The sequence below is a fragment of the Streptococcus sp. 27098_8_73 genome (genome assembly GCF_041432495.1).
In the GTDB taxonomy this organism is placed as follows: Bacteria; Bacillota; Bacilli; order Lactobacillales; family Streptococcaceae; genus Streptococcus.
In genome coordinates this window covers 46,846-72,247 of record NZ_JAPVZT010000010.1, presented here as the reverse complement: position 1 = coordinate 72,247, position 25,402 = coordinate 46,846, and the positions used below count along the sequence as shown (strand labels likewise).

General features: G+C 41.8%; 22 protein-coding genes and 5 pseudogenes. 19 read left to right on the top strand and 8 right to left on the bottom strand.

Annotation, left to right across the window (positions count from 1 at the left end):
• Window positions 1–217 precede the first annotated feature (217 nt).
• From O3651_RS07805 to O3651_RS07785, 5 genes and pseudogenes are all read left to right on the top strand, one after another.
• Window positions 218–979, top strand: coding sequence for a nucleoside phosphorylase (locus O3651_RS07805; RefSeq protein ID WP_371610104.1), 762 nt, complete (start codon window positions 218–220; stop codon window positions 977–979).
• A 6-nt stretch (window positions 980–985) separates the two neighbouring features.
• Window positions 986–1,840, top strand: a pseudogene (locus O3651_RS07800) (DUF3744 domain-containing protein); the annotation flags it as partial.
• A gap of 27 nt (window positions 1,841–1,867) precedes the next feature.
• Window positions 1,868–2,671, top strand: a pseudogene (locus O3651_RS07795) (energy-coupling factor ABC transporter ATP-binding protein); the annotation flags it as partial.
• Window positions 2,664–3,500 (top strand): energy-coupling factor transporter transmembrane protein EcfT, encoded by an 837-nt coding sequence (locus tag O3651_RS07790; protein ID WP_371610103.1) that lies wholly within the window; start codon window positions 2,664–2,666, stop codon window positions 3,498–3,500. The pseudogene O3651_RS07795 and the gene O3651_RS07790, both read left to right, overlap by 8 nt.
• Window positions 3,501–3,545: 45 nt before the next feature.
• Window positions 3,546–4,130, top strand: a complete 585-nt coding sequence (locus O3651_RS07785; RefSeq protein WP_371610102.1) for a hypothetical protein — start codon at window positions 3,546–3,548, stop codon at window positions 4,128–4,130.
• Window positions 4,131–4,253: 123 nt separating this feature from the next.
• On the opposite strand, the gene O3651_RS07780 is transcribed toward O3651_RS07785, so the two are convergent.
• Complete coding sequence (locus O3651_RS07780) at window positions 4,254–4,724, bottom strand: DUF805 domain-containing protein (RefSeq protein ID WP_371610101.1); 471 nt, start codon at window positions 4,722–4,724, stop codon at window positions 4,254–4,256.
• A 390-nt stretch (window positions 4,725–5,114) separates the two neighbouring features.
• On the opposite strand from O3651_RS07780, the gene metG reads away from it, so the two are divergent.
• On the top strand, window positions 5,115–7,112 hold the full coding sequence (gene metG, locus O3651_RS07775) for a methionine--tRNA ligase (protein ID WP_371610100.1): 1,998 nt from the start codon (window positions 5,115–5,117) through the stop codon (window positions 7,110–7,112).
• Window positions 7,113–7,483: 371 nt separating this feature from the next.
• Here metG and O3651_RS07770 read toward each other — a convergent pair.
• From O3651_RS07770 to O3651_RS07755, 4 genes and pseudogenes are all read right to left on the bottom strand, one after another.
• Window positions 7,484–8,530, bottom strand: a pseudogene (locus O3651_RS07770) (oxidoreductase); the annotation flags it as partial.
• A 236-nt stretch (window positions 8,531–8,766) separates the two neighbouring features.
• A complete protein-coding gene (locus O3651_RS07765; protein ID WP_003042548.1) occupies window positions 8,767–9,135 on the bottom strand; it encodes an EXLDI protein in 369 nt (122 codons plus the stop codon).
• Between the two features lie 26 nt (window positions 9,136–9,161).
• Entirely contained in the window at window positions 9,162–9,779 is a 618-nt protein-coding gene (locus O3651_RS07760) for a DNA alkylation repair protein (protein ID WP_049533341.1), read from the bottom strand.
• Between the two features lie 217 nt (window positions 9,780–9,996).
• The gene (locus O3651_RS07755) at window positions 9,997–10,290 is read right to left on the bottom strand and encodes a helix-turn-helix transcriptional regulator (protein ID WP_201712067.1); all 294 of its coding nucleotides are present in this window, start codon (window positions 10,288–10,290) and stop codon (window positions 9,997–9,999) included.
• Window positions 10,291–10,807: 517 nt separating this feature from the next.
• Between O3651_RS07755 and O3651_RS07750 the strand changes: the two genes are divergently transcribed.
• From O3651_RS07750 to O3651_RS07740, 3 genes are read left to right on the top strand one after another with little or no spacing between them, the layout of a single operon-like run.
• Window positions 10,808–11,800, top strand: coding sequence for a replication initiation protein (locus tag O3651_RS07750; protein ID WP_371610099.1), 993 nt, complete (start codon window positions 10,808–10,810; stop codon window positions 11,798–11,800).
• On the top strand, window positions 11,797–12,000 hold the full coding sequence (locus tag O3651_RS07745) for a DUF3173 family protein (protein WP_000998327.1): 204 nt from the start codon (window positions 11,797–11,799) through the stop codon (window positions 11,998–12,000). Before O3651_RS07750 ends, O3651_RS07745 begins: the two co-directional genes overlap by 4 nt.
• Complete coding sequence (locus tag O3651_RS07740) at window positions 11,987–13,126, top strand: tyrosine-type recombinase/integrase (RefSeq protein ID WP_371610098.1); 1,140 nt, start codon at window positions 11,987–11,989, stop codon at window positions 13,124–13,126. Before O3651_RS07745 ends, O3651_RS07740 begins: the two co-directional genes overlap by 14 nt.
• A 91-nt stretch (window positions 13,127–13,217) precedes the next feature.
• Here the strand turns inward: O3651_RS07740 and O3651_RS07735 are convergent.
• From O3651_RS07735 to O3651_RS07725, 3 genes and pseudogenes are all read right to left on the bottom strand, one after another.
• A pseudogene (locus O3651_RS07735) lies at window positions 13,218–13,376 on the bottom strand (oxidoreductase); the annotation flags it as partial.
• A gap of 234 nt (window positions 13,377–13,610) precedes the next feature.
• A complete protein-coding gene (locus tag O3651_RS07730) occupies window positions 13,611–14,816 on the bottom strand; it encodes a DUF2974 domain-containing protein (RefSeq protein WP_371610097.1) in 1,206 nt (401 codons plus the stop codon).
• 120 nt (window positions 14,817–14,936) lie between these two features.
• Window positions 14,937–16,196 carry an NRAMP family divalent metal transporter gene (locus tag O3651_RS07725; protein ID WP_005590976.1) on the bottom strand — a complete coding sequence of 420 codons (1,260 nt, stop codon included), beginning with the start codon at window positions 16,194–16,196 and terminating at the stop codon, window positions 14,937–14,939.
• A 205-nt stretch (window positions 16,197–16,401) separates the two neighbouring features.
• Here O3651_RS07725 and O3651_RS07720 point away from each other — a divergent pair, with 205 nt between their 5' ends.
• The 10 genes and pseudogenes from O3651_RS07720 to O3651_RS07675 all read left to right on the top strand — a co-directional run bounded on the left by O3651_RS07720 (window position 16,402) and on the right by O3651_RS07675 (window position 25,285).
• Complete coding sequence (locus O3651_RS07720) at window positions 16,402–17,088, top strand: response regulator transcription factor (RefSeq protein ID WP_037615348.1); 687 nt, start codon at window positions 16,402–16,404, stop codon at window positions 17,086–17,088.
• On the top strand, window positions 17,072–18,052 hold the full coding sequence (locus O3651_RS07715; protein WP_148888262.1) for a sensor histidine kinase: 981 nt from the start codon (window positions 17,072–17,074) through the stop codon (window positions 18,050–18,052). Before O3651_RS07720 ends, O3651_RS07715 begins: the two co-directional genes overlap by 17 nt.
• A 111-nt stretch (window positions 18,053–18,163) precedes the next feature.
• Complete coding sequence (locus O3651_RS07710; RefSeq protein WP_371610096.1) at window positions 18,164–18,922, top strand: TraX family protein; 759 nt, start codon at window positions 18,164–18,166, stop codon at window positions 18,920–18,922.
• Window positions 18,923–19,005: 83 nt separating this feature from the next.
• Window positions 19,006–19,785: an ABC transporter ATP-binding protein gene (locus O3651_RS07705; protein WP_371610095.1), complete on the top strand. Its 780-nt coding sequence runs from the start codon at window positions 19,006–19,008 to the stop codon at window positions 19,783–19,785.
• Entirely contained in the window at window positions 19,766–21,766 is a 2,001-nt protein-coding gene (locus O3651_RS07700; RefSeq protein WP_371610094.1) for an FtsX-like permease family protein, read from the top strand. The genes O3651_RS07705 and O3651_RS07700 overlap by 20 nt, the downstream gene beginning before the upstream one ends.
• A gap of 149 nt (window positions 21,767–21,915) precedes the next feature.
• Window positions 21,916–22,564 (top strand): annotated as a pseudogene (locus tag O3651_RS07695) (ABC transporter ATP-binding protein); the annotation flags it as partial.
• Window positions 22,565–22,782: 218 nt separating this feature from the next.
• Window positions 22,783–23,646 (top strand): ABC transporter permease, encoded by an 864-nt coding sequence (locus O3651_RS07690; protein WP_125387421.1) that lies wholly within the window; start codon window positions 22,783–22,785, stop codon window positions 23,644–23,646.
• Between the two features lie 20 nt (window positions 23,647–23,666).
• Window positions 23,667–24,122, top strand: a complete 456-nt coding sequence (locus O3651_RS07685; RefSeq protein ID WP_371610093.1) for a LytTR family DNA-binding domain-containing protein — start codon at window positions 23,667–23,669, stop codon at window positions 24,120–24,122.
• 10 nt (window positions 24,123–24,132) lie between these two features.
• Entirely contained in the window at window positions 24,133–24,534 is a 402-nt protein-coding gene (locus tag O3651_RS07680; RefSeq protein ID WP_125406083.1) for a DUF3021 domain-containing protein, read from the top strand.
• A 184-nt stretch (window positions 24,535–24,718) separates the two neighbouring features.
• Window positions 24,719–25,285 carry a TetR/AcrR family transcriptional regulator gene (locus tag O3651_RS07675; RefSeq protein WP_371610092.1) on the top strand — a complete coding sequence of 189 codons (567 nt, stop codon included), beginning with the start codon at window positions 24,719–24,721 and terminating at the stop codon, window positions 25,283–25,285.
• The last annotated feature ends 117 nt before the right edge of the window (window positions 25,286–25,402 follow it).

Below are 25,402 nucleotides of genomic sequence, written 5' to 3'. Positions count from 1 at the left end.
TAATCTAGCGCTTGGAGGGCAGTTGCTTTATCCCAATCTTTTTTGTTCTAAAATGCGCTTGAACCCATCCTTGCTATAGAGTCTGCCTATATCCTTGGCTAGCTAGAAAATATGCTGGTGATAGTCAGTAGACAGCCTTTTTATGATACAATAGTAGGATAGAGTCAGTGGACGCTAGCTGGCTATTTCGTGCTAAAGAAAGGTATAAAAGAAGTCGATGATTCTTGAAGAGTTTGATCAAAATCGTAAGGCCATCATTAATCCAGAGGATTTGATAGAGCCTATTGAAGGCTTTCCGCAGACGGCAGTGTCCTGCTTTGCTCGGGAGACCTTTGCCCGAATGTTGGCGGATTTTGACCATGAGTTGATTACGACGACATCTATGGCCAACATTGAAATTCCTATTTATCGGGTTTTTGCGGATGGGCAGGAGCTAACTCTTTTTAATGCTCCAGTTGGGGCTTCTGCTTGTGTGGCTATTCTGGAGGATTTAATTGCTTTTGGTATGAGAAAGCTGGTTCTCTTTGGGACTTGTGGTGTGCTGGACGAGGACATCAAAGAAGCATCCATTATTATTCCGACAGCAGCCTTGCGTGATGAGGGGACTAGCTATCATTACCAGCCGGCTAGTTCGGAGATAGCGGTCAATGTTGGCTTGCAGAATTTTCTCTTGAATTTCCTTGAACAGCGAGGGATTTCCCATAGCTTGGGCAAGGTTTGGACGACCGACGGTATTTTCCGAGAGACTGCGGACAAGCTGCGCAGGCGAAAAGAGGCGGGAGCTATCTGTGTGGATATGGAGTGCTCGGCTGTAGCGGCTCTGGCGGCCTTTCGTGGCGTTCAAATTTGCCAGTTCTTTTATGCGGCGGATCATTTGTCTGAGGAGGCTTGGGACATGCGCAATCTGGCTAATCACGCGGACTTAGACGAGAAAGACAAGGTGGCCAATCTGGCGATTCAGATCGCTCTGGCCTTATAGAAAAACATGAAAAAACCAATTATTCAATTTGAAGATTTTAGTTTTCAATATCAGGCTCAGTCGGAGCCGACTTTGAAGCATATCAATCTGACCATTTATGAAGGGGAAAAGGTGCTGCTGATTGGACCGTCTGGCTCTGGTAAGTCAACCCTGGGTCAGTGTTTAAACGGCATTATTCCCAATATTTACAAGGGACAGGCCAGTGGCCAACTCTTGATTAAGGGGCAGCCATCCTTTGATAGCAGTATTTATGACAAGTCCAATCTTGTCAGCACGGTTTTGCAGGACACAGATGGGCAGTTTATCGGGCTTAGTGTAGCAGAGGATCTGGCCTTTGCCCTGGAAAATGATATGGTGGACTTGCCCTTGATGCGGGAGAAAGTCCTGCGTTGGGCCAAGCAGCTAGACCTAGAGCAGCTTTTGGACCACCGTCCTCAAGACTTGTCTGGTGGGCAGAAGCAGCGGGTCAGTCTGGCGGGTGTCTTAATTGATGAGAGTCCAATTTTGCTGTTTGATGAGCCTTTGGCCAATCTCGATCCCAAGTCTGGTCAGGATACGATTGACCTGATTGATCAGATTCATAGAGAAGCTGCGACCACGACCATCATCATCGAGCATCGCTTAGAAGACGTTCTTTATCGACCTGTTGACCGAGTTGTCTTCGTCAATGATGGGCAAATCCTCTTTAACGGTGCGCCAGATGATCTGCTCAAGACGGAGCTCTTAGCGGAAAATGGGATTCGAGAACCTCTCTATATCACAGCCTTGCGGCAGCTTGGTTTTGATGTGGCAAGCGCGACTCATCTGGCTGATTTAACCGAGCTGGAACTTACAGGACTTTCGCAGAATCTGACCGACCAAAAAGCAGAGCAGATTGACAGTAGGCACGAGGCCCTTTTAGAACTCGACCATGTTTCCTTTGCTTATCAGAGCGATAGACCTATTTTGCGGGATATCAGTTTGAAGATTTTCAAGGGTGAGCGGATAGCCATAGTTGGGAAAAATGGAGCTGGCAAGTCTACGCTAGCCAAGGCTCTCTGTCGTTTTATTGATACAGAAGGGCAATATCATTGGCAGGGACAGGATATCAAGGGAGACTCTATCAAGGATCGAGCAGAGCGGATTGGTTATGTCCTGCAAAATCCCAATCAGATGATTTCGACCACAATGATTTTTGATGAAGTGGCTTTGGGACTGCGGTTGCGTGGTTTGGCAGAAGCAGAGATTGAAGAAAGGGTTCATGCTGTGCTCAAAACTTGTGGCCTCTATGAATTCCGCAGTTGGCCAATCTCAGCCCTGTCTTTTGGTCAGAAGAAGCGGGTGACCATTGCTTCTATCTTGGTGCTGAATCCAGAGATTATCCTTTTGGATGAGCCAACAGCTGGTCAGGATCAGCGCCATTATACAGAAATGATGGACTTTCTCGATGAGCTAAACCAGCAGGGACACACGATTATCATGATTACCCATGATATGCAGCTTATGCTGGATTATTCGGATCGGGCCATCGTGGTGGTGGACGGCCAGATTTTAGCAGACCAGTCGCCTGCTCAGGTTTTGTCCAATCATGAGTTGATTGCAGCGGCAAATCTAAAGGAAACTTCGATTTTTAGTCTAGCTGAGAAGCTGGGAGTGGATCCGCTAGCTCTGACTCAATTTTACATGCGAAAAAAGGAGGAAAGTCATGTTTAATCAACAGAAATTGATTGGCTACCATGCCGGAAAGACTTTTCTCCATGCTCTTTCTGGTGCCAGCAAACTGATCTTTTTTATCTTGGTTTCAGTGGCAGCCATGATGAGCTACGATACGCGGTTCCTCCTTCTTGTGGCTCTGGCTTCCCTGATGTTATTTCGAGTGTCTGAGATTCGGCTGAAAGATATTTCTTTCGTTTTGGCTTTTGCGGGAACTTTTGCAGCGCTGAATATTCTCATGGTCTATCTCTTTGCCCCTCAGTATGGGGTGGAAATTTACGGAGCCAAGAATCTGCTCTGGACAGGATGGGGAGCTTATAATCTCACGCTTCAGGAGCTCTTTTATCTCTTGAATCTTTTGCTCAAGTATTTCTCAACGATTCCCCTAGCGGTGATCTTTCTCATGACCACCCATCCCAGTCAATTTGCTTCCAGTCTGAACCAAATCGGCCTTTCTTATAAAATTGCCTATGCGGTCAGCCTGACCCTGCGTTATATTCCAGATTTGCAGGAGGAATTTTACCTCATCAAGATGTCTCAAGAGGCGCGTGGGCAAGAATTATCCAAAAAGGCTCCCCTCAGCAAGCGGGTCAAGGGCAATCTGCAAATCGTCATTCCCCTGATTTTCAGCTCGCTTGAGCGAATCAATACGATCGCGACGGCCATGGAGCTACGCCGCTTTGGGAAAAACAAGAAGCGGACCTGGTACACCCAGCAAGCCTTCGGAAAACTAGACAAACTTGTAATCGTGGTGTCTGTCCTTCTACTAGCCCTCAGCCTTCTTCTTTTCGTTGTCAATCAAGGACGCTTTTATAATCCTTGGGCCTAGGCTAAAGGTGGAAAACGAGCCATGTTTGGATTGAGAGGATAATTGGTGCAAGAAAAAATAAATGTTAAATTTTATAAGGAATTAGTTTTTCCTGTTTTTTGTGGTCTAGGGGCTTTCGTTTTGCTCTTGGCTTTGTCACAGACAGATGAAGTCGGGGGGAGAATGACCCTGATTTTAATCATCTTGCTAATGGCAATGAGTGGTCTCTTTACTTGCCTTGCTATAGTCAATAGAGAAAAGAGTTTGCGACGCTGTCAAGAACTTTATTCTCACTTTCCAGAGCTAGAAAAGGATTTTCAACTAATTTATAGCGATTCTCGTTATGTGCGTGAAAGCCTATCTCTCTATCTCTATAAGGATGCCATCATACGGGTTGATGCTTATTTCCAATTTCTCATGCTTTCTGACTTAGCTGATGTGACCATTAAGATTGAGGAAGTGCAAGAAACAAAGTATGCAAAAGTTCATCACCTGTATCTGTATTACAATCCAATGAGTTCTAACAAAGATATTCGTCTGGCTTTTGGACCTTATACGGATCAAAAATATATTGACTTATTACAGTTTTTAGATGTGATAAATCAAGTTGCCCCTCGGATTCGAATCTATAATGAAGCTATGGAAAAATAGTATGGTCTAACAAACATAAAAAACCAGGTAAATTTAACAGGCCTCCCAAAGAGTTAGATACAAAAATCTAACCTTTCGGGAGGCCTGTTAAAGTAGAATGCTTTTTGTTTGATTCAATGGACTTTACTCGTTTTCAGTTGCCACAAAATTTTGTTGGTAATTTTGCTGCTCTTGATAGGGATTTTGGCTAAATTGCTGATTTTGGTAGTCTGTATTATTATAGGAACCATTGCTAACGAGTTCATATTTTGTAGGCTGACAATAAAAAATAAACAGAATCAAACGGCCAAAAAGTGGGACCAAGTACAAAAAGAGAAGAGCCCAATGATAGCCACCATCTCGCAATCGTCGAACTTGAATGGCGAGAGAGGGAAGCAGAATTGCAATGTAATAGATAACCATCAGGCCAGCAAAGGCGGTAGATAAGGCTCCTCCAGTCTCAGAGTTCAAAACCGTCTCAATCAGAAGAGCAGTACAAAGTATTAGTATCATTACTAAAAAATGGCAGAGAATTGGCCACCAATATTCTGGGCGAGTTGAGCGACCGGTGAAATCCACATAGCCCTTCCAAAATTTTTTATATGCATCAATCATGTAGTAATCTCCTTAAATCATGTAGTAATCTCCATAAATATTTTTTATATAGTCCACTGTATTTAGCAAGGATTGGCAAGTTTTGGGGAAATAGCGATCTTTGGCTAGAACAAAATAGATGGCTAAATCAAGCTGTTTTATTATAGCCCTAGAGAAAAATTATGAACAAACTAAGAAGCTTGTTTTGTTTCTCAACTGATTTGATGAATAGAGCTGTTCTTTACTATTACTATCGTCGAAAGAAACTATGGAATAAAACCTATCGTCCTTATTTATTTTAAGAGAAGAAGGCCTAAAATCAATGTCAGTTATCCTCTTTCAATCGTTAGGAAATATGATATAATGAAGTGTTATCAAAAAAGGTTTCATTAGCCTTGAAAGGATTAAAAAATGACTACAAAACAACCGTTTTATATTACGACACCTATTTATTACCCGTCTGGCAAGCTCCATATCGGGTCTGCCTATACGACCATTGCCTGTGATGTTTTGGCTCGCTACAAGCGTCTCATGGGCTATGATGTTTTTTATTTGACTGGTCTTGATGAGCACGGTCAAAAAATCCAGCAAAAAGCGGAGGAAGCTGGTATCAGCCCGCAAGCTTACGTCGATGGTATGGCAGTTGGGGTCAAGGATCTCTGGCAGCTCTTGGATATTTCTTACGATAAATTTATCCGGACGACCGATGACTACCACGAAAAGGTTGTAGCCGATGTCTTTGAACGTCTCTTAGCTCAAGATGATATCTACTTGGGTGAATATTCAGGCTGGTATTCTGTATCTGATGAGGAATTCTTTACTGAAAGCCAGTTGGCTGAAGTTTTCCGTGATGAAGCTGGAAATGTAACGGGTGGGATTGCGCCATCTGGACATGAAGTGGAGTGGGTTTCTGAAGAGTCTTACTTCCTCCGCCTCAGCAAGTACCAAGACCGCTTGGTAGAATTTTTCAAATCTCATCCTGACTTCATTACGCCAGACGGCCGTCTCAATGAAATGCTGAAAAACTTTATCGAGCCGGGCCTGGAAGATTTGGCAGTTTCTCGTACAACCTTTACTTGGGGCGTGCCTGTGCCATCTAATCCAAGACATGTTGTCTATGTTTGGTTCGATGCCCTGCTCAACTATGTGACTGCTCTTGGTTACGGTCAAGATGAGCACGGTAACTTTGATAAGTTCTGGAACGGAACAGTCTTCCACATGGTTGGGAAAGACATCCTTCGTTTCCACTCCATCTACTGGCCAGTCCTCCTTATGATGTTGGATGTGAAATTACCAGAACGTTTGATTGGCCACGGTTGGTTTGTCATGAAGGATGGCAAGATGTCCAAGTCTAAGGGCAATGTGGTCTATCCTGAAATGCTGGTAGAACGCTATGGCTTGGATGCCCTGCGTTATTACCTCATGCGCAGTCTTCCGGTTGGATCTGATGGAACTTTCACGCCAGAAGATTATGTTGGTCGTATCAACTACGAACTAGCCAACGACCTTGGGAACCTTCTCAACCGTACTGTTTCCATGATTAACAAGTACTTTGACGGTCACGTGCCAGCCTATGAAGAAAATGTAACAGACTTTGATGGAGCTTTGGCTCAGGTGGCAGCTGAATCCATCGCTGACTACTACAAACACATGGATGCAGTGGACTACCCACGTGCGCTGGAAGCAGTCTGGACGCTCATCTCCCGCACCAATAAATACATCGATGAAACCGCTCCTTGGGTTCTGGCTAAGGATGAAGCTAAGGTCAAAGAATTGGGAGCAGTCATGAGCCACTTGGCAGCGAGTCTGCGTGTTGTGGCGCACTTGATTGAACCTTTCATGATGGAAACCAGCAAGGCTGTCCTCAGTCAACTCGGCTTGCCTCAAGCAGTTTCGTTGGAAAGCCTAGCAATTGACCAGCTCCCAGCAGGCCTGACAGTTGTAGATAAAGGGACACCAATCTTCCCTCGTCTCGATATGGAAGAAGAAATTGCCTATATCAAAGAACAAATGGAAGGCAACAAACCTGCGGTTGAAAAAGAATGGAAGCCAGAAGAAGTCGAGCTCAAACTTAACCGCAAAGAAATCAAGTTTGACGACTTCGATAAGGTGGAAATCCGTGTCGCAGAAGTCAAAGAAGTTTCTAAGGTTGAAGGCTCTGATAAGCTGCTCCAATTCCGCTTGGATGCAGGAGACGGCGAAGACCGCCAAATCCTTTCTGGTATTGCCAAATACTATCCAAACGAGCAAGAACTAGTCGGTAAGAAAGTCCAAATCGTAGCCAACCTCAAGCCGCGCAAAATGATGGGCCGCATCAGCCAAGGTATGATTCTATCAGCCGAGCACGGCGACCAACTGACTCTCCTAACTGTGGACGAGAAAGTCCCAAATGGAAGTTTGATTGGGTAGAGACATTTGTAGCTTATGCTTTTAATTGCTAATATTGTTGTCTATCTCATTTAATGAAAAGAGGCTGGGACAAAAGTCCGACCTCAAATATAAAAAGCGAACAAAACTAGTTTTCTGGTAATCAGAATTCTACTTTGTTCGCTTTTCGCATTTAATTATAGATTTGAAGGGCTTAATAATTAAGATTTTTAAAAATTGAAATCTTTTTGTCCCAAACTCTTTTGCTGTAATAAGATTAGAAAAGAAGATTCTTCACTGAGTTGCTTTTCATCTAGCTTATTTAGAAGTTCCTAGATCGTTTAGGCTAGCGATTTGATGGCAATGAGGATAAGGAGGCAGTGTTGTATAATTGTTCTAAGATATGCCAATTTTTATTTAAACTTAAATCCTTCATAGACCAGATCTGCTTTAGGACTGGTCTTTTTAAATTCGTCGGCTAGTTTATCCATCATCTTGACAGGGCCACACATGAAGACGGTGGTTTGGTTGTCCAGAGGATAATTTTTGAAGTCCAAATAGCCAAAGACCTTGCTATCGACCAAGTGAAGGTCAAGCTGCGGATTCTTGGCTGCATAGTCCTTGAGTAGGTCTAGGTAAACAGCATTTTCTGCTCCGGTATAAGCATAGTAGAAGCTGACTGGACGATTCAGATTAGGATTTTCGCGGATATAGGAGATGAAGGGTGTAATACCAATTCCACCAGCAATCCAGATTTGTTTTTCCTGCCCTTGGTCAAGAATCATGTGACCATAAGCTCGGTCAATGGTGACCTTGGTTCCTTCTTGAATGTTGTCATACACTTTCTTAGTGTGGTCTCCTGAATTCTTGATGGTAAAGTAGACGATATTGTCATGGCCGCCAGAGATAGAGAAAGGGTGCGGCGCTTGTTCAAATCCTTCTTGGAAAATCTTGACAAAGGCAAACTGCCCATACTGATAGTCTAGCTTTTGACTGAGTTGGATCTTCAACTCCAGGGTATCGTGGTTTAGGCGTTTGACCTGCATGATTTTTCCCAGATGGCGAAAGGCCAAACTTTGATAGAGGAAGATGATGTAAAAACCGGAAGCTAAACCTATGATAGCGTAGAATCCGACTACGAAACCTAGTAAGGTCGGTGTTAGGAGTCGACCGCCCATTAGCATATAAGCGTGGAAGAGACCAAAGATATAGGCCAGATAGACAAAGCGGTGAATCCAGCGCCAAGCCTCATATTTGATGCGCTTGCCGAGATAGGCCACCAGAACAATACTGACAAAGAGATAGATGCCGACGTTCCCGATCTGGGCTGCCAGATGAGATCCCCAGAGACTACCGCCCATAGCAACATTGTGGAGAGCAAGTAGGACGACGGAAAAGATAGCTGTAAACTTATGATAGGCGTACATCTTTTCGATGCCATTGAACCATTTTTCTAATTCCGAGAAACCATTTGGAATGAAAAAGAATGCTGATAAATCAACATTCTTTTTGTAATGTATTTTATGAAATTCCAATCCTTTGACTGTTTGGCTACCAAAAAGCTACCAAAATAGACCAATCCCTTAAAGTATAGTATACACAACACCTTTCAATTAGTTATCCTAGTCTTCTCCAATCATCATCAATCGAAAATTCCAAATTTACTTAATCTAATAAATAGGGAGTTCAAGATGTACTAAATATCCAGTACTTCTACTATTTCTCCATTTTTTTCTTTAAACATAATTTTTTTGACTACTTCTTCTCCTAAATATTTTGTAAACTTAGTCAATTCTGTTGATACTTCAAATACTATATTATGTTTTATATCACTTAATTCAAAACTCGAATCATATCTTGTTTTATCTGACCAATAGTTCCAATTTATATCTGTCCTTTCATAATAAACATAGTTTCCTTTTGGAGTTACAAATACTCTTTTATTTATTAACTTCTTTTCATCTTCGGATTTAAATATTTCAGAATACAGCTTCATCCCTTTAAATACTTTGTAATTGCTAATTTTATCATTTGAAATATTTAATTTAATTTCTTCATACTTCATAGAAAACCTCCACAAATTCAAATTTGTCATACAATCAATTTACTTGCCAATTTGTAAACCTGTTGTATCTTTTTACTTTCTAATTTCCAGCTATCAAGCTCAATTTTAATCAACTCTGGAAATTTCTTACTAATGTCCCTTAAAGCATTTCCAACAGATTTTCTCACATATTCGCTTGCATCTTCTTTTAAGTTTGCAATTCTTTCAATAGCTTCATTCGGATTATCTTTGAAATATGGTCTACTTGTCCATATTCTTAACCCCTCTGTAACTGCTCTCCTTGTATTAGGATTATTGTTTTTTAACCATTCATCAATTATTGGAAGTGCTTTTTCATATCCTATTTTCTTGCAAAATTCATCAAATGCCTTTGCCAATACTTCCTGAACTCTCCAATTGTCATCCTTGGAAACTTCATCTCTCATAAATGCTAAAATATCAGCTTGTTCTGATAAATATCCAAAAAGAAATACACCGTACATTCTTACTTGATAGGTATCAGATTTATATGCTAAAAATGCCAAATTCTTAGCATATTCATTATCATTAGCTTTATAATCAGTTAAGGCTCTTTTCTCTTCCTCTTTGAAACCATTTTCTATCAAAGAAAACTCTTTTTCTAAACTCGCAATATATTCTTTCAAGTTGCCTCGCCTCCTCATAAAATATCTATTTTCCTACAACGCTTTAATCTTCTCATTTATCAATTCAATAAACAGATTGGAGCAAATCAAGCCAAAATGACTGACTATCTTGTCTTTCATTTACGATTTTCCCAGCGTTTAATAAATTCTTTAGCTTGCTTTTTTTGTTCTCGGATATTATTCACTTTGTGCTCTCCAACTACCACATTATTTTGATTTATTTATGTAATAAATCCTTTAAAGTTTTAATAATTTTGTTTTTATCTGTTTCTGTCAATTCATACTCTCTCAATAAACTAACAATTTCTTCTAGTCCGTCATCACGTCCTTTTAAAATCTCAAAAGACGTACCAAAGATTTCAGCTAATTTTTCTACTGTTTCATCTTTCGGGTTTCTCCCTCCATTTTCCCACCTAGCGTACTGGGCTTGAGCTACACCTAACTTTTCAGCAACTTCTGATTGAGTAAGTCCTACGTTCAGACGGGCTTTTTTTATATTGTCTTTCAACATTTTAAAATTCCTTTCGCTTTTCTATTGACCTATAACCAAAATGGTTGTATTATGATTATATAACCATTTTGGTTATATAAATAAGAAATATACTTTGTAGGCAATACTAGTCCACTTATGAATATGAAAAAACACCCCAGAAAGCTCTGCAAAGCATTCTGAGGCTTTCGTTTAAAACCAATATGATTATACCAAAATGGTAATAAAAAGTCCACATGAAGCGAAATTTGACTACGCTAAGGATATTACGACTTCTACACAGTAAATGTCATAAAAATTGGCAATACTTACTTCTACCATTCGCCTAGTTTAGAGATTGTGAGACAAGGGCAAGGGCGCAAGCCGAAGGCAATGCGCCCGAAGCACGCAGTTCTCTCAATCTCTAAGAAAAAGCTGGCGTTTCTAACAGCCAGCAATCCGATACACTTAAGGCAACGTCCTAAGTAACGAGCCATTGGCAAAAATCAATAGTAGCAACGAATTACGCAGATTTTAAGCATAGAAAGGAGGCGTTACATTGAAAAATACCATTCAATCTCTACGAGAAAATCAAAATAAAGTAGATTTATCAGAATTAGAAAAATCTATTTATATCAGTATTGACCGATTAACAGTAATCTTTGATAGTGAAAATCAATCACTTAGACGAATATTTCGTGAATTACGAAAATCACTCGATAATATAATTCAAGAATTTAGTATTCAAGAAAATCTAAGAGAAGACTATTTTACTCTTTATAAAACGATAAACGAAGATAGTATAAATCTAATTTTCTTTCAACTATCGGATTATGGTGGTTATCAAGTCATACGCCTAGACTTCAACCCAAACTCACTAAAAGAATTTGAGGGGTTACAAGTGTGGAGGCAGATTATGAATTACGCTCGATTAAATCGATTAGAAATTAGACTGTCACGATTAGATCTTGCTTTTGATATCTTTAATAGGCCAGAAATAGTTTTTTTACAACATATCAAAGGAGGGGTTAGTCATAAAATATTCTACGGTAGAGGGGGAAATATAGAAAGTAAATACTGGGGTGCAAGTGGTAGCAACGTTCAAGTACGTTTGTACGATAAGAATATAGAGGTACTAAGTCACAAAAGAGCTGATAAATTAGATATAGAAAACAAACCCTTTTGGTGGCGGTTAGAGTTCCAACTACGAACAAAGGCTATAAACGAGGAAACCATTTCAGAGATTTCTAAACGATTGGAGAATTTTAGCTTTTTTAGTCTTTCATGTGTTCCAGATGATAGCAAAGCATTTGCCTATAGTTTTCTTCATGAACCAGCACTCTTACCCGAATTATTCCCCTACCTGAAACCTAACACTATTAGAGTGAAAAAGACCAGACTTAGAAAACACCTAAAAGCATTTGATAGTAGCTCATTTTCTTTAGAACTACAAGATGCACTTAAAGAACAAACCCCACGATTAAATAATGAACTCAAACAATTAATAGGAGAATTCCTAGAACTTACTAGTAAAGGAGAAATTGACTTATGAACGATAAACTAACTATGACAGTACAAGAAATTATGGACTTAGGGTTTTCAAAATGGACTGCTTATAATATTTTACGGCAAGCAAAACATATTATGGTTGAACGTGGATTCGATTTTTATAATAATAAAGGACTTGGAACAGTTCCAGTATCAGTTGTAGCAGAGATACTTGGATTGGAGGAACTACATGTCAAAAACTAGATATACCGGTGTTACGAAAGATGATAAGACTGGCAAATATACTTATTATTTTAAAGCTGGAGTTGACCTAGCTACTGGTAAACCTTATCAAGAACGTAGACGTGGTTTTCAAACCGCAAAAGAAGCCTTTGAAGCACGTACAAGAGCCTTGAATAAGATACAACAAAAAGGAGGAATTAAGCATACTCAATGGACTTTTAAGCAGTTTATGGAAGAAGTTTTTATGCCAAATTATTACGCTACAACAAGTCCGGATCTCGAACACAGACGTCAAGTTATATTCGATGAATTTATTCAATACTTTGGTAAGAAAAAACCTAGAGAAATTACTACTTATGATGTGATTAATTATAGAAACAGTTTATTAGAGAGATATTCAAATTCATATGCAAGAAACAAGATGACATTGCTTAATCAAGTTTTGAAAACTGCGAAAAAATATGGGTTGATTTTTCATGAAATTCCCACAAGTAATATCAGTCCAATTCCAATCATAAAAAAACATATAGATTTTTGGACAAAAGACGAGTTCCAAAAAGTAATACAATCACTTGATAAAAAGAGTTATTTTGAGCACTTTGTTTATACACTTTTTTGGCTATATTATTTTACGGGAATGCGTGTAAATGAGGCGACTGCTCTTTATTGGGAAGATGTAGATTTTGAAAAGAAAACTCTAGCAATCAATCACAACTTACAGTACATAAACCGTGAAAATTGGGTTCGGCGTAACAAACTAAAAACTGAAAGCTCCAGACGAACCATTGGACTTGATGATAATACTCTAAACGTACTTAAGGAATGGAAAGAACGACAAGCAAAAGTTGACAAGATACCATTCATTCTATCACTTGACGGAAATCCATATCGTAAACGTAGTATTAGAGACCAGATTCTAAAATACTCTAAACGTGCAGGTGTCAAATACATTCAACCAAAAGGTTTAAGGCACTCCCATGCATCATTACTCATTAATGAATATAACGTAAATGCTCTATATATTCAAAGACGATTAGGTCATTCTGATGTCAAAACTACTCTTAGTATTTATAGCCATTTATACCCAAACGCTGATTCCGAATTAACGGATAAACTCAATCTCATATCAAGTGATTTTATCGATTAACTCTCTTTGGCTACCAAATTAGCTACCAAAAGATAAAAAACTACCTCAAAAGCCTTATTTTAAAGGGCTTTTTTCCTTATTTTCCCACTATTTCTAATAGGGCGTTCCGGGTCGCAAGTAAAAAGGTCAGCGAGAGGGTAGTTAAGGCCAGACCGGGTACGATAAAGTTGGTCATCCCAGTTGAAGCCCAAGCATAGATGGTCAGGAGCATGCTGACAGCGATAAGGGCAATTCCATTGATAGATTTCATAAATATATTTCCTTCTAAAATTATCACTAATTAGTTGTAGAATTCTTTGTTACATTCTAGCAAAGAAAAAACAAGCTGTCAAGAGACTGCCTGTCCATCATACTACATGCTGCTTCCAATTCTAGAAAATTAACCTATTTGTTAGAATAAAATACTCCTGAGTCTAGTTTTCTAGATTTAGACAGGAGTGTTTTTCTTTTATATTAGAGAGTTGTCAAGTGCTGTATTTATAGCTTATTGCTCATTGGGTTCATCTGTTTGAACAGGCTCATTACTTGTGAAAGGAAGATTCTTAGTGAATTCGGATAGATTTTCCTTGACTTCTTGAACAAGTTTACTAGGCTTCAGCAGGTTCATGTCGTCTTTCCAAGACTGGTAGCGCATGTCTACCAGTAGTTTGGCGAGGCGCGTCAGCATTTCCCGCTCTTGGTCTGTGAGAGCATTGGCATTTTCAAAAACAGCTAGGATTTTGTTGAAATTTTCCAGCTTGGTGAGGTCATTGATGGAGCTGATACCAGCATCTAGGATGAGACCGAAAAAGAGGTCAAAAAAGTCTTTTAGTTCCTCATCAGAAACGCTATCTACCCAGTTTTTCAGAGTTTTATCTACTTGAAGGCTTTCTGGATTGAGATTATCTAGTAGGACAAAAGTCTGGCCGCTGATCTGCCAAGTGAAGGTATCGTGCTGGGCCAGACCGCCGATAGCTGTACTTTTGACAATCTGAGCCTGCTTGGGCGTTTCGAGCATCATTCCGACGATAGAGCCCTGCGGAATGTAGCGCTTTATCTTGTCTGAAATAGTCTGGTAGCCTTGACTGGTGATGACCGAGTGATTCAGTCCAGGAGCATCATAGCTGTAAATGCTCTGAATGCGCTCTTGATACTCTGGCTCGATCTGACTAGCAGCGTAGGAAGCTAAGTTGCCGCCCTTCGAGTGGCCCGTCAGGATGAACTGCCCAGGCAGAGCATCCATGGCTTTTCGCAGATAATTGACCGCCGTTTTTTGAGCTGGGACCTGATCCATATAGGTCATGTGGAAGTCCTCTTTCCAGCCGATAATGGAATCATCGGTTCCGCGGAAGGTCAGGACATAGCTATCGGGCTTGATTTTGAAAATCATGGCTGCAAATTGCTTTTGGACATCAGAATCAATATCATTAACATAGCCCATGAGCTTAATGTTTTTGAAGCGGGTTGAGCTGGCTACCTTTTCTAAAAGTTTCAACCGATTTTTAGTCACCAACATGGACAAATCTTGGGGCGCTTTTTCAGCAGCTTCAAACAAGCGGCAAGTACAATCAGGGGACATCTGGTCAGACACAATCTGGTCAAAAGGCAGATAAGTTATCTCCGTTAGCATCAGCATATCCAGTTCATTAAAGGGGGTGTCGTAGATACTGTCGTAAGCTACTTGGTCTAGGTAATCAAAAATTATTCCCATATTTATCTCCAATATTCTATCTTCTTCCAGTATAGCATAAGTGGACGCAGATTGTTAGGAAGGAAAAAAGAAAAGAGCGGAAACCTGAAGATATCCTTCAGTATTTCCAGCTCTTTTGATTTAGTAAGCCTTACCGATGAGGATGGCGTAGATAAAGAATAAGGCAAAGCCAAAGAGGAAGATCAAACCAAGGATGGAAAGACCTTTTAGCCATTTGCTCAGATGTTTATTCTCGCTCGTAACGAGGAGATAGTTTAGAAGGGCAAAAAATGGAGTAGTCAGGAAGGAAGCAATCATGGCAAAACGAAGCATGAGAGCCACACTACCTTGGAAGAAGTAGATGATAACGCCACCGATAATAGCTGTAGCGGTCATCCAGATATGCAGAGTTTTTTGAGAAGTCTTCTCTTCATTGAGAAGGAGGCGTAGGGATTCAGCATTTACACGGGAATAGCCATCGATAACGGTAATAACGGTACCGAAGATACAGAGAAAGGCAATGAATGTGATCAGAATCCGTGACCAGTCGCCAAGAACAGATGCGTACATCCCAACGAATTGCTGGATGTAGGCAGCACCAGCATCTTGAACTGCTTGACCAGTTGGATACTGGATGAGAGCCCCCATAGCGACGAAGAAGATGGCCAGAATGGCTGTACCAATATAGCCAACGTTAAAGTCAAAGAGTCCGTCGGTGACAGAGATATTGACAGATTTTCCTTTCTCAGCAGTCCAGAGGGAATTGATTGCTGAAATCTCGATTGGAGCTGGCATCCATCCCATTAGAGAAACGATGAAAGGCAAGGCAGCCATTTGCCAAGGGGTCTTTTCAACGAAGTCTGCCCCGTACTCAGGATGCTTGATAATGGCAACGATGACCGCAATAACAGTTGCAAAGGTTAGAGCGGACATGATCCATTTGGCAAGGCCATCGAGGAACTTGTAGCCACCAAAGAGTAGCATTGCCCAGATCAGGATGATGAGGATCAGAGACCATTGAGTAATGCTGAGTCCAAGGGCGTTTGGAAAGGCGCTGGCGATAATGGCAGCACAGAGAATTCCGACTCCTGCTGTATTGACCAAGGCGGAGAAGACATTTAAAACGAAGAAGATGCCCAAGTAGACTTTTCCTTTTTGGGCATAGCCTTCAACCAAGCTGTGACCAGTTTCTAAGGTGTACTCAGCACCGAAGCGAAAGAAGGGATATTTGAAGAGGTTGGCCAAGATGACCAGTCCCATCAAGGCCCAGCCATACTTGGCGCCCGCTTGAGCAGAGGAAACAATGTGAGAGCCACCAACAGCAGCAGAGGCCATGAGGATCCCAGGACCTAGGGCTTTCAGTTTAGACTGCCAGGTAGATGTCTGAGTTTGTTCTAGCATAATAATCTCCTTATTATAAAAAATGAATTTTCAGACAATTCTGAATGCAGTGTTATTTTATCTTTTTACTTTGTCTTTGTCAATACTTCTTGAATGTTTTCTTGAAACTTTCTGAAAATTAGGTGAGTTTTAAACGAAAAAAGTCTCTGTGATTTAAGGGAGAATTTGATATAATAGCAGTAAGAAAAATGAGTGAGGAAATGGAATGCACAAGATTTTACTGGTCGAGGATGATGCGGTTATCCGTCAAATGATCAAAAAGATGCTGGAGCAATGGGGCTATCAGGTTGTGGCGATTGAGGATTTCATGCAGGTTTTGACAACCTTTGTCAAGGAGGAGCCTCAGCTGGTGCTGATGGATATTGGCCTGCCCCTATTTAACGGCTACCATTGGTGCCAAGAAATTCGGAAAATTTCGACGGTACCGATTATGTTTCTGTCTTCGCGCGACCAGTCCATGGATATCGTCATGGCCATTAATATGGGCGCAGATGACTATGTGACCAAGCCCTTTGATAATAATGTCTTTTTGGCCAAGGTTCAAGGGTTGCTGCGGCGTTCGTATGAGTTTGGGACGGATCAAAGCCTTTTGGAATATCAGGGCGTGATTTTAAATCTCAAATCCATGGATTTGGTCTATGAGGGTGAGCTTGTGACACTGACCAAGAATGAATTTCAGATTTTGCGGGTGCTCTTTGAGCATTCTGGCAGCATTGTGGCGCGTGATGACTTGATGAAGGAGCTCTGGAACAGTGATTTCTTTATTGATGACAATACCTTGTCCGTCAATGTTGCCCGCCTGCGCAAGAAGCTGGAAGAGCACGGTCTGAAGCATTTCATTGAGACGAAAAAAGGGATAGGGTACGGTTTGACCAATGGACATGCAGGATAAATTTTTCTTTTTGAAGCATCATTTGTATTCCCGTCGCTTCATCTTGTTGCTCTTGCTGATTGTATTTTCAATTATGGGGATGTTTGCCTTTATTTTCGAGGATGGGCGCAGCCTGCTAGAGTATCAGCTGCTCTTAGCCTTTCTCCTTGCTAGCTTTTTCTTGGGAATGGATCTAGCTAGTGCCTATAAGGAATACCGTAACCAGCTCTTTTATGCCTCAGGTCGGCCTCAGACAGCCTTAGAGGTTCTCCTTTTTGAGAAATTGGCTCTTTTGGAAATGGACAAGAAGAACCGTGCGATTGAGGAGAGGGAGAAGCTAAATGACCTGATGGACTACTATACGCTCTGGGCCCATCAGATCAAGACGCCTATTGCGGCTAGTTCATTGCTGGTCGGAGAGATTGAGGACAAGAAGGTCAAGAATCAGCTGGAGCAAGAACTTTTCAAGATCGAGTCCTATGTCAATATCGTCTTGCAGTATCTTCGTTTGGAGAGTTTCCACGAGGATTTGGTCTTGAAAAAGGAAAATCTTGAAGATTTGGTCAAGGAGATTGTCAAGAAGTATGCGATTTTCTTTATCCAAAAGGGCTTGAGCCTCAATCTACATGATCTGGGCCGAAGCATCATCACAGACAGGAAATGGTTCGTCGTTATTTTGGAGCAAGTGCTGTCAAATAGTCTGAAATACACCAGTCAAGGCGGGATTGAGATTTATTTTCAGGAGGATGCGCTTTATATCAAAGACAGCGGTCTGGGGATTCAAGATGCGGATTTGCTGCGGGTTTTCGAGCGAGGTTTTTCGGGCTATAATGGTCGTTTGACTCAGCAGTCGTCTGGCTTGGGACTTTATCTGTCCAAGAAAATTGCAGATGAGCTGGGGCATCAAATTAGCATCGCTTCTCAAGTTGGACATGGAACAACTGTCATGATTAGTTTTTCAGAGAAGAAGATGATATTTGAATAAGGCATTCTTACAAATTTGTAAGGTTGGCCAGTGAAATTGAAAGGTTAGGTTATGGTACCGACCTTTCTTTTTTTGTAAGATAGATGTATAAAGAAGACAAGGAGATATGAAATGAAAACAAGAGGATTAAATGCTTTCCAACTCAAGCTTTTCATGGCCTTTTTAATGGTTTTTGATCATATTGGTAAGATTCCAGGGCTTTTGCCGACGGGCTGGGACGGGATTTTCCACCTGCTGACTCGCTGTGTAGCTGCTTGGTTTGCTTTTAGCGCAGTAGAAGGTTTTCTGCATACGCGCAACCGCTTGGCCTACAATGCACGCTTGTTTATCTGGGCGGCTATCATGCAGCTGGGCAATACCATCTTGACCATGCTCTTTCATAGCAAGGGGATTCATCTTGAGAATAATATCTTTCTCAGCTTAGCCTGTGGCGTTCTGGTGCTTAATCTTGTATTTGGTCTTTCCAAAAATAGTGAAAAGATTATGGATGAGAAGCGCTATTTGCAGATTGGAGCGGCAGTCTTAATTGGTTTGGCAGGAGTTTTTTTGACAGAAGGAGGCATGACCATTATTCCTTTGATGCTGATTAGCTATATCTTCCGCAATCAGCCTGCTCTCAGAACTTTTTCTTACATGGTCTTAGCTTTTCTGCTCTTCTGTCTGAGCATTGAAATTTACCCCACCATGGGAGCCACCATTTCGATGATGCTCTACAATTCAGACTGGGCCTTTATTACCGTCTTGCCCTTCCTCCATCTCTATAATGGCGAGCGAGGCTATAATGGCAAGTGGGGCAAGTATTTCTTCTATGTCTTTTACCCAGCCCATCTCTGGATCATCGCACTGATTGCTTATCTAGTGCAAAGATAAAAATATTGGCATTTAAAAATTAGTAAAATGTGGAAATAAAGCTGTTTCTGTATTAAAATGGAATTATAGAAAAGGAGATCATGATGACATTATTAGATGTACAACACGTGAAAAAGATTTATAAGACTCGCTTTCAGGGTAGCCAAGTAGAGGCGTTGAAAGACATTCACTTTACGGTAGAAAAAGGCGAATATGTAGCCATCATGGGGGAGTCAGGATCTGGGAAATCCACCCTGCTCAACATTCTAGCTATGCTGGACAAGCCAACTGAGGGTCGCGTCTTTCTCAACGGAACTGACACAGCTACCATCAAGAATAGCCAAGCATCCAGCTTCCGTCGGGAGAAATTGGGCTTTGTCTTTCAAGATTTTAACTTGCTGGATACCTTATCGGTCAAGGATAATATCCTGCTGCCGCTAGTCCTCTCTCGTCGTCCCATTACCGAGATGATGCAAAAGCTGGTCACGACCTGCAACGAGCTGGGAATTAACCAGCTCCAAGAGAAGTTTCCTTATGAGATTTCCGGTGGTCAGAAGCAACGGGTGGCCGTTGCCCGCGCCATTATCACGGAACCTGAGATTTTACTGGCGGATGAGCCGACAGGAGCCTTGGATTCCAAGTCTTCGGCTGCTCTTTTGGATGTCTTTGATGACATCAACGACCGCGGTCAAACCATTCTCATGGTGACCCACTCGACTTCAGCGGCTAGTCGGGCCAAGCGGGTGCTCTTTATCAAGGACGGGATTCTTTATAACCAAATCTTCCGCGGCAACAAGACCGAGCGGCAGATGTTCCAAGAGATTTCCGATACTCTGACGGTCATGGCAAGTGAGGTGGGCAACTATGTTCAAACTAACGAGTAAACTGGCTTTATCAAATCTGATCAAAAATCGCAGTTTGTATTATCCATTTGCCTTGGCGACGGTACTGGCAACAGCGATTTTGTATAGTTTTGTCTCACTGGCTCACAGTCCAAATATGGAGACCTCTTATGGTGGTACAGCAGCTCGGATGACCTTGCAGTTTGGTATCCAGGTCATTCAGATTGCCGTCCTCATCCTTATCACTTATGCAAATAGCTTTGTCATGAAGAACCGTTCGCGTGAGCTTGGTGTTTATAGCGTGCTGGGGATGGAAAAGCGTCACCTGCTACTCATGACCTTCTTTGAACTCTGTGTCTTTTATCTAGCTACAGTTGGTCTAGGTATCTTGTCTGGTCTAGCTTTGGATAAGATGCTCTACGCCGTTCTTTTGAAATTGATGGGAATGCCGGCCGTTCTTGCCTCGACCTTCCAATGGCAGAATGTCTGGATGACTCTGGCCAGTCTAGGTGTCGCTTTTGCGGTGATTTTGTTGCTCAATTCTCTGCGTCTTCTACGCTATAGCTCTCTTAATCTAATGAAAGAAAGGAAAGCTGGCGAGAAGAAGGGACGCTTCCTTTGGGTGCAAACCTTGCTGGGGCTCTTGCTCATGGGTGTGGCTTATTACATGGCTTTGACCGTTACCAAACCTGTCGCTGCTATCGGCAATTTCTTTATAGCTGTGGTCATGGTTATCCTAGCAACCTATCTGCTTTTTAATGCCGGTTCGATTACGCTATTGCAATTTCTCAAAAAACGCAAAGGCTACTACTATAAAACGCAGAATTTCATTTCTGTTTCCAATCTTATCTCGCGGATGCGCAAAAATGCGGCAGGATTGGCAACCATCTCCATTCTATCTACCATGCTCTTAGTGACTCTGGTGGGTACAATCAATATCTATGTTGGAGGTCAGGATTATATTACTACCTTGCATCCAAAGGATTACAATGTTAGCGTCGTCTTGCCGAAATCGACTGATCAGACGGAAGCTCTGTTGGATAAGGTTCAGCAGGTCGCTCAGGGCACAGGCCTGAAGAAGCCAAGTTATACTACCTATCTCTACCAATCAGCCTTCATCATGAAACTGGCTGGAAATGATATCACGGTTCCAATGCAAAGCGAGCTGGATTCGGATCCAAGTATCTTGACCAAGTCTGCCGGCACGATTACGGTCATCAATCGTCAGGATTATGAAAAAATGACAGGGAAAAAGATAGACTTGGCAGATGATGAAACTCTTGTCTATGGAAAAAATGTTTCCTTAAATAAGGATAAACCTCTCCGAGTAAATGGTAAAGACTGGAAGATCAAGCAGCTTTTACCGTCGAATTTCACGCATGGGGAAATCCCTAATCCAAACGACGTGGCCATGGAACAGGGTCTCTATATGGTGGTCAATGATAGCAAAGATGTTAATCTCGATGTGGAACATTACTACTACATTGGAGTTGCTTCAGAGACTAAGGGCAGTAAAAAGTTTGTCGAGCAAGTCCAACTGGGATTGAGGGACACTTTGGATCAGGAACAAGCTCAAGATGGTAGCTACGCAATGGCTAGTGACCGTCATAGCGCAGAAAAGAGCTATCAGGAACTTACTGGAACCTTGCTCTTCATCGGTGTCTTCCTCTCTGTTATCTTCCTTCTAGGAGCTGTTCTTGTGATTTACTACAAGCAAATCTCTGAAGGCTATGAAGACCGCGATGGCTTTATTATCTTACAAAAAGTTGGTTTAGATGAAAAGCAGACTAGAAGTACCATTCGCAAGCAGATTTTGACTGTTTTCTTCCTACCTCTCATCTTTGCTTTTCTACATATAGCGGCTGTCTTTCATATGCTGCGCTTGATAGTTGCTCTATTGGGTGTGACTAATCTTCCTCTCTTAATTCAGACAACACTTGCGACTTGCGGCGTCTTCCTCCTGACCTATATTTTAGTATTCCTACTAACTTCTCGCAGTTACCGCAAGATTGTTGCCAGATAAGAGCAAATCCCTGACCCTTGGTCGGGGATTTTTTGATGTCTGGATTTTTACCTCTCATCTCTCTCATTTTACCGCTTGTCCAAAAAGCCGAGATTTTTCAAAAAAGACTTGCTATCATAGTCTCAGAAGTTAAGATAGGAGAAAAGATCATGTTAGTCCAAGTAAAAAATCTGACCAAAGTTTATGGAGACAAGGTAGCAGTAAATGGCCTGAATTTAGAAATTGAGGCAGGTAGTTTTACAGCCATTCTAGGCCCTAATGGAGCAGGCAAGTCGACAACGATCCAGATGCTGATTGGACTCTTGCAGCCAACATCAGGACAAATCATTTATGCAGAACAAACCAAGCTGGGCGTAGTCTTTCAAAATAGTGTGCTGGATGCCAATTTGACAGTAGTTGAAAATCTGCGAATTCGTGCCAAGCAGTACAAGCAGGTGGAAACTGGTAAGATTGAGCAATTGATCGAGCAACTGGGGCTGGCTAGCTTTGCTAAACAACGCTACGGGACGCTTTCTGGTGGACAAAAGCGACGGGTGGACATTGCCCGTGCGCTGCTCAATAGTCCCGACTTACTTTTTCTGGATGAGCCGACGACAGGCCTGGATATCCAGACTAGAGAAAGTATCTGGAAGCTGCTCAAAGACTTGCAGCAGAAGGAAAAGATGACCGTAGTTTTGACCACCCACTATCTCAATGAAGCTGACGACGCAGATAAGATTTACATCGTAGACCATGGTCAAGTCATTGCGCAAGGCTCTGCTGACCAGATCAAGGAGCGCTATGCCCGCAATGTTTTGCGGATTCTGACCCCAGATTCAGAGGGCTTGAAGGTTGCTTTGCAGACTCGCTGCGAATGGGAGCAAGGCAAGGAAAATGAGTTCTTCTTTTATCCAGAGACGACCCAAGAAGCGCTGATGTTGCTGAGCCAGCTTGGCTCCTATATTGAACAATTTGAATTTCAACCAGGAACGATGGATGATGCCTTTATGGCTCTGACAGGAAGAGAGGTACGTTAAATGTTAATGTTGATCAAACGAAACTTTTTACTTTATTTTCGCAATCATAGTGGGGTGATCCTATCTCTCTTTGGAGCCATTATTCCCTTTGTTTTATATCTGGTTTTCCTAAAGAACAACATGAAAGGCTCTTGGTCAGACAGTAGCCATGCGACGGAACTGCTTGACTTTTGGTTGATTAGCGGAACGCTGGCTGTCACCGCCTTGACAACTACCCTATCAGCTTTTTCGCAACAAACTGAAGACCGAGAAAGAAAGGTGACCGCTGACCTCTTTATCACAGATTTGGGGCAATGGGGCTTGCGGTTTAGCTACCTAATCAGTGCCTTTGCGATTGGCTTTGTCATGCAGGTCTTCATGTTTGCTGTCATGCTGACCTACTTTATTCTAGCGGACAAGATTTCCTTTGACTGGGGGCTTTTTCCCCAGCTGCTCTGCCTCATGCTGCTCAATAGCTTGCTGGCTAGTCTCCTGAATGCGCTAGTTGTTCCTTATTTTAAATCGGTAAATTCCTTGGGACAATATGCAACGGTTATCGGAGCGGCCTCTGGTTTTCTAGTGGGAACCTATATTCCAATCGGGACTCTGCCCAGCCTTGCCCAAAATCTCATGAAACTGACTCCCTCAACCTACATGGCTTCCCTTTTCAGACAAGTCCTGATGAAGGAGTCTTTGACAGAAGTTTTTGCGGACCAGAGTCAGCTCCAGCAAGAATTTGAGAAGCTCCTAGGTATCCGTATCGAATGGCAAAAGCTCTTGACAAGCCAAGAAACATACTATATAGTTGGAGTAGTGCTCACGGCAGCAGTCCTGTTCTGGCTAGGTCAAAATTGGCTGCTGAATCGACGGATGAGCTTCAAGTAAAGAAAGTAGGAGGCTTAGGTTTGCAGACAAGATTTGAAGAAGATGCTCAGATTTCCTCCCAAGACCCGCTGGTCGTCGTGAAAGCGGATCAGCTGGTTGGTGAGGCCAAGGTTGTCCTAGATTATTTGGAAAACTTCAAGGCTGGTCCAAGTGGTGTCCTGCCTATTAAGTCGGATGATAAGCTGGTCATGCTCAAGACGGAAGACATTATCTTGGCCGATATCAATCAGACAACCCTGATGATTTACAGTACCGAGGGCATTTACACAACGACAGAAACGTTGACTCGCTTTCAAAATCGTCTCAATAGTCGCAATTTTATCCAGGTATCTCGCCACGCAGTCATTAACATCGATCATCTGGAATCCTTGTCGGATAGCTTTTCGGGCAACATGACTGCCAAGCTAACCAATCAGCTCAAAACCGATGTCAGTCGCCGTTATGTCAAGTTGCTCATGGACTATTTGGGAATTTAGGAGGAAAATCATGACCTTTAAAAAAATTCTGATCGGTATGCAAGATGGTTTGAGAACAGGTAGCTTGGTCTTTCTGCTGGTAAGCCTTATTTCAGGAAAAACAAGTCTCTTGACTCCGCGTTCAATTCTCAGTGTCCTCCTTGTCAGCGCTTTGATCGGAGTAGCAAGCTATATCTTTGACGCGACAGACCGCTTTCCATTTCCTTTCCTACTTTTCTGCCACTTTGTAGTGACAGCAACCATCGTTAGTCTAGCTATGATCTGCAATGGCTGGGGGACTATGCTCTTTGGTTGGCCCTTCTGGCTAAGTTTTGTTTTGATTTACCTCTTGGTTTGGTTTCTTGTCTCCGTCGATTCGATGATCAAAACCAAGAAAATCAACGAGGCCTTGAAAAATCGTAGAAAACACTAATGTGTCCAAGACGCAAGCAAGTTTTTTCGAGAACTTGTTTGTTTTTTTATTTAACAAAGGAGCTATTATCTCAAACTGCCGTCTTCTTTCCAAAGTACGATTTCCGCTTTTCTTGACAAAGATTTTTAAAGTGTTATAATATGAATGAATAGAAAATTTAATTCATTCATAAAAGGAGAAGGTCATGGACAAAAAAGCTGAATTATTGGCTGAGGCTAGGCAGGTTTTTGCTGAGAAAGGCTATAAAAAGACGAATATTTCAGATATTACCAAGCGTGCTGGCATGGCTGTTGGCTCCTTTTATAAGTATTATGAGTCCAAGGAAGCTATTTTTTTAGAGGTTTATGTAGCGGAGAATAACCGCATACGTGAGGAAACCATGCAGCGCGTGGATTGGCAGGGTGAGCCAGAGGCAGTCGTTGAACAGCTTTTTGCAGTCACTTTTGAATTGATTTCGCCTAATAAAATTTTGGCGGAGTGGACCAAGCCGGGCATTTCTCAGATCTTGCACGACTACTATAATCAGGATGCTGGCCGCGCGGCTAATGCCTTTCACCAGTTTCTGATTCGGACTTTCAGCCAGCGCTTGCAGGAGAAGGGCTTTTCACAGGAGGAAGTCGCCCAAATCATGAAGGCTTACGATTTGATCTACTACATTGACATGCATGTGACAGAGCAGGATTTTCCAGGTTATTTTGAGAGTATCGAGACCTTGGTGAAATATTTTTTAAAGGGAATTTTTGCTAAATAAGAATTTCCTTTTCTTGGAAGATGGTGTGAATGAATATATATTGAAATTCATTCAGTTAAGGAGGTGGATTTGTGTGATATAGAGCGATGGAGAAAGCAAATTAGAGGAAAATATTTT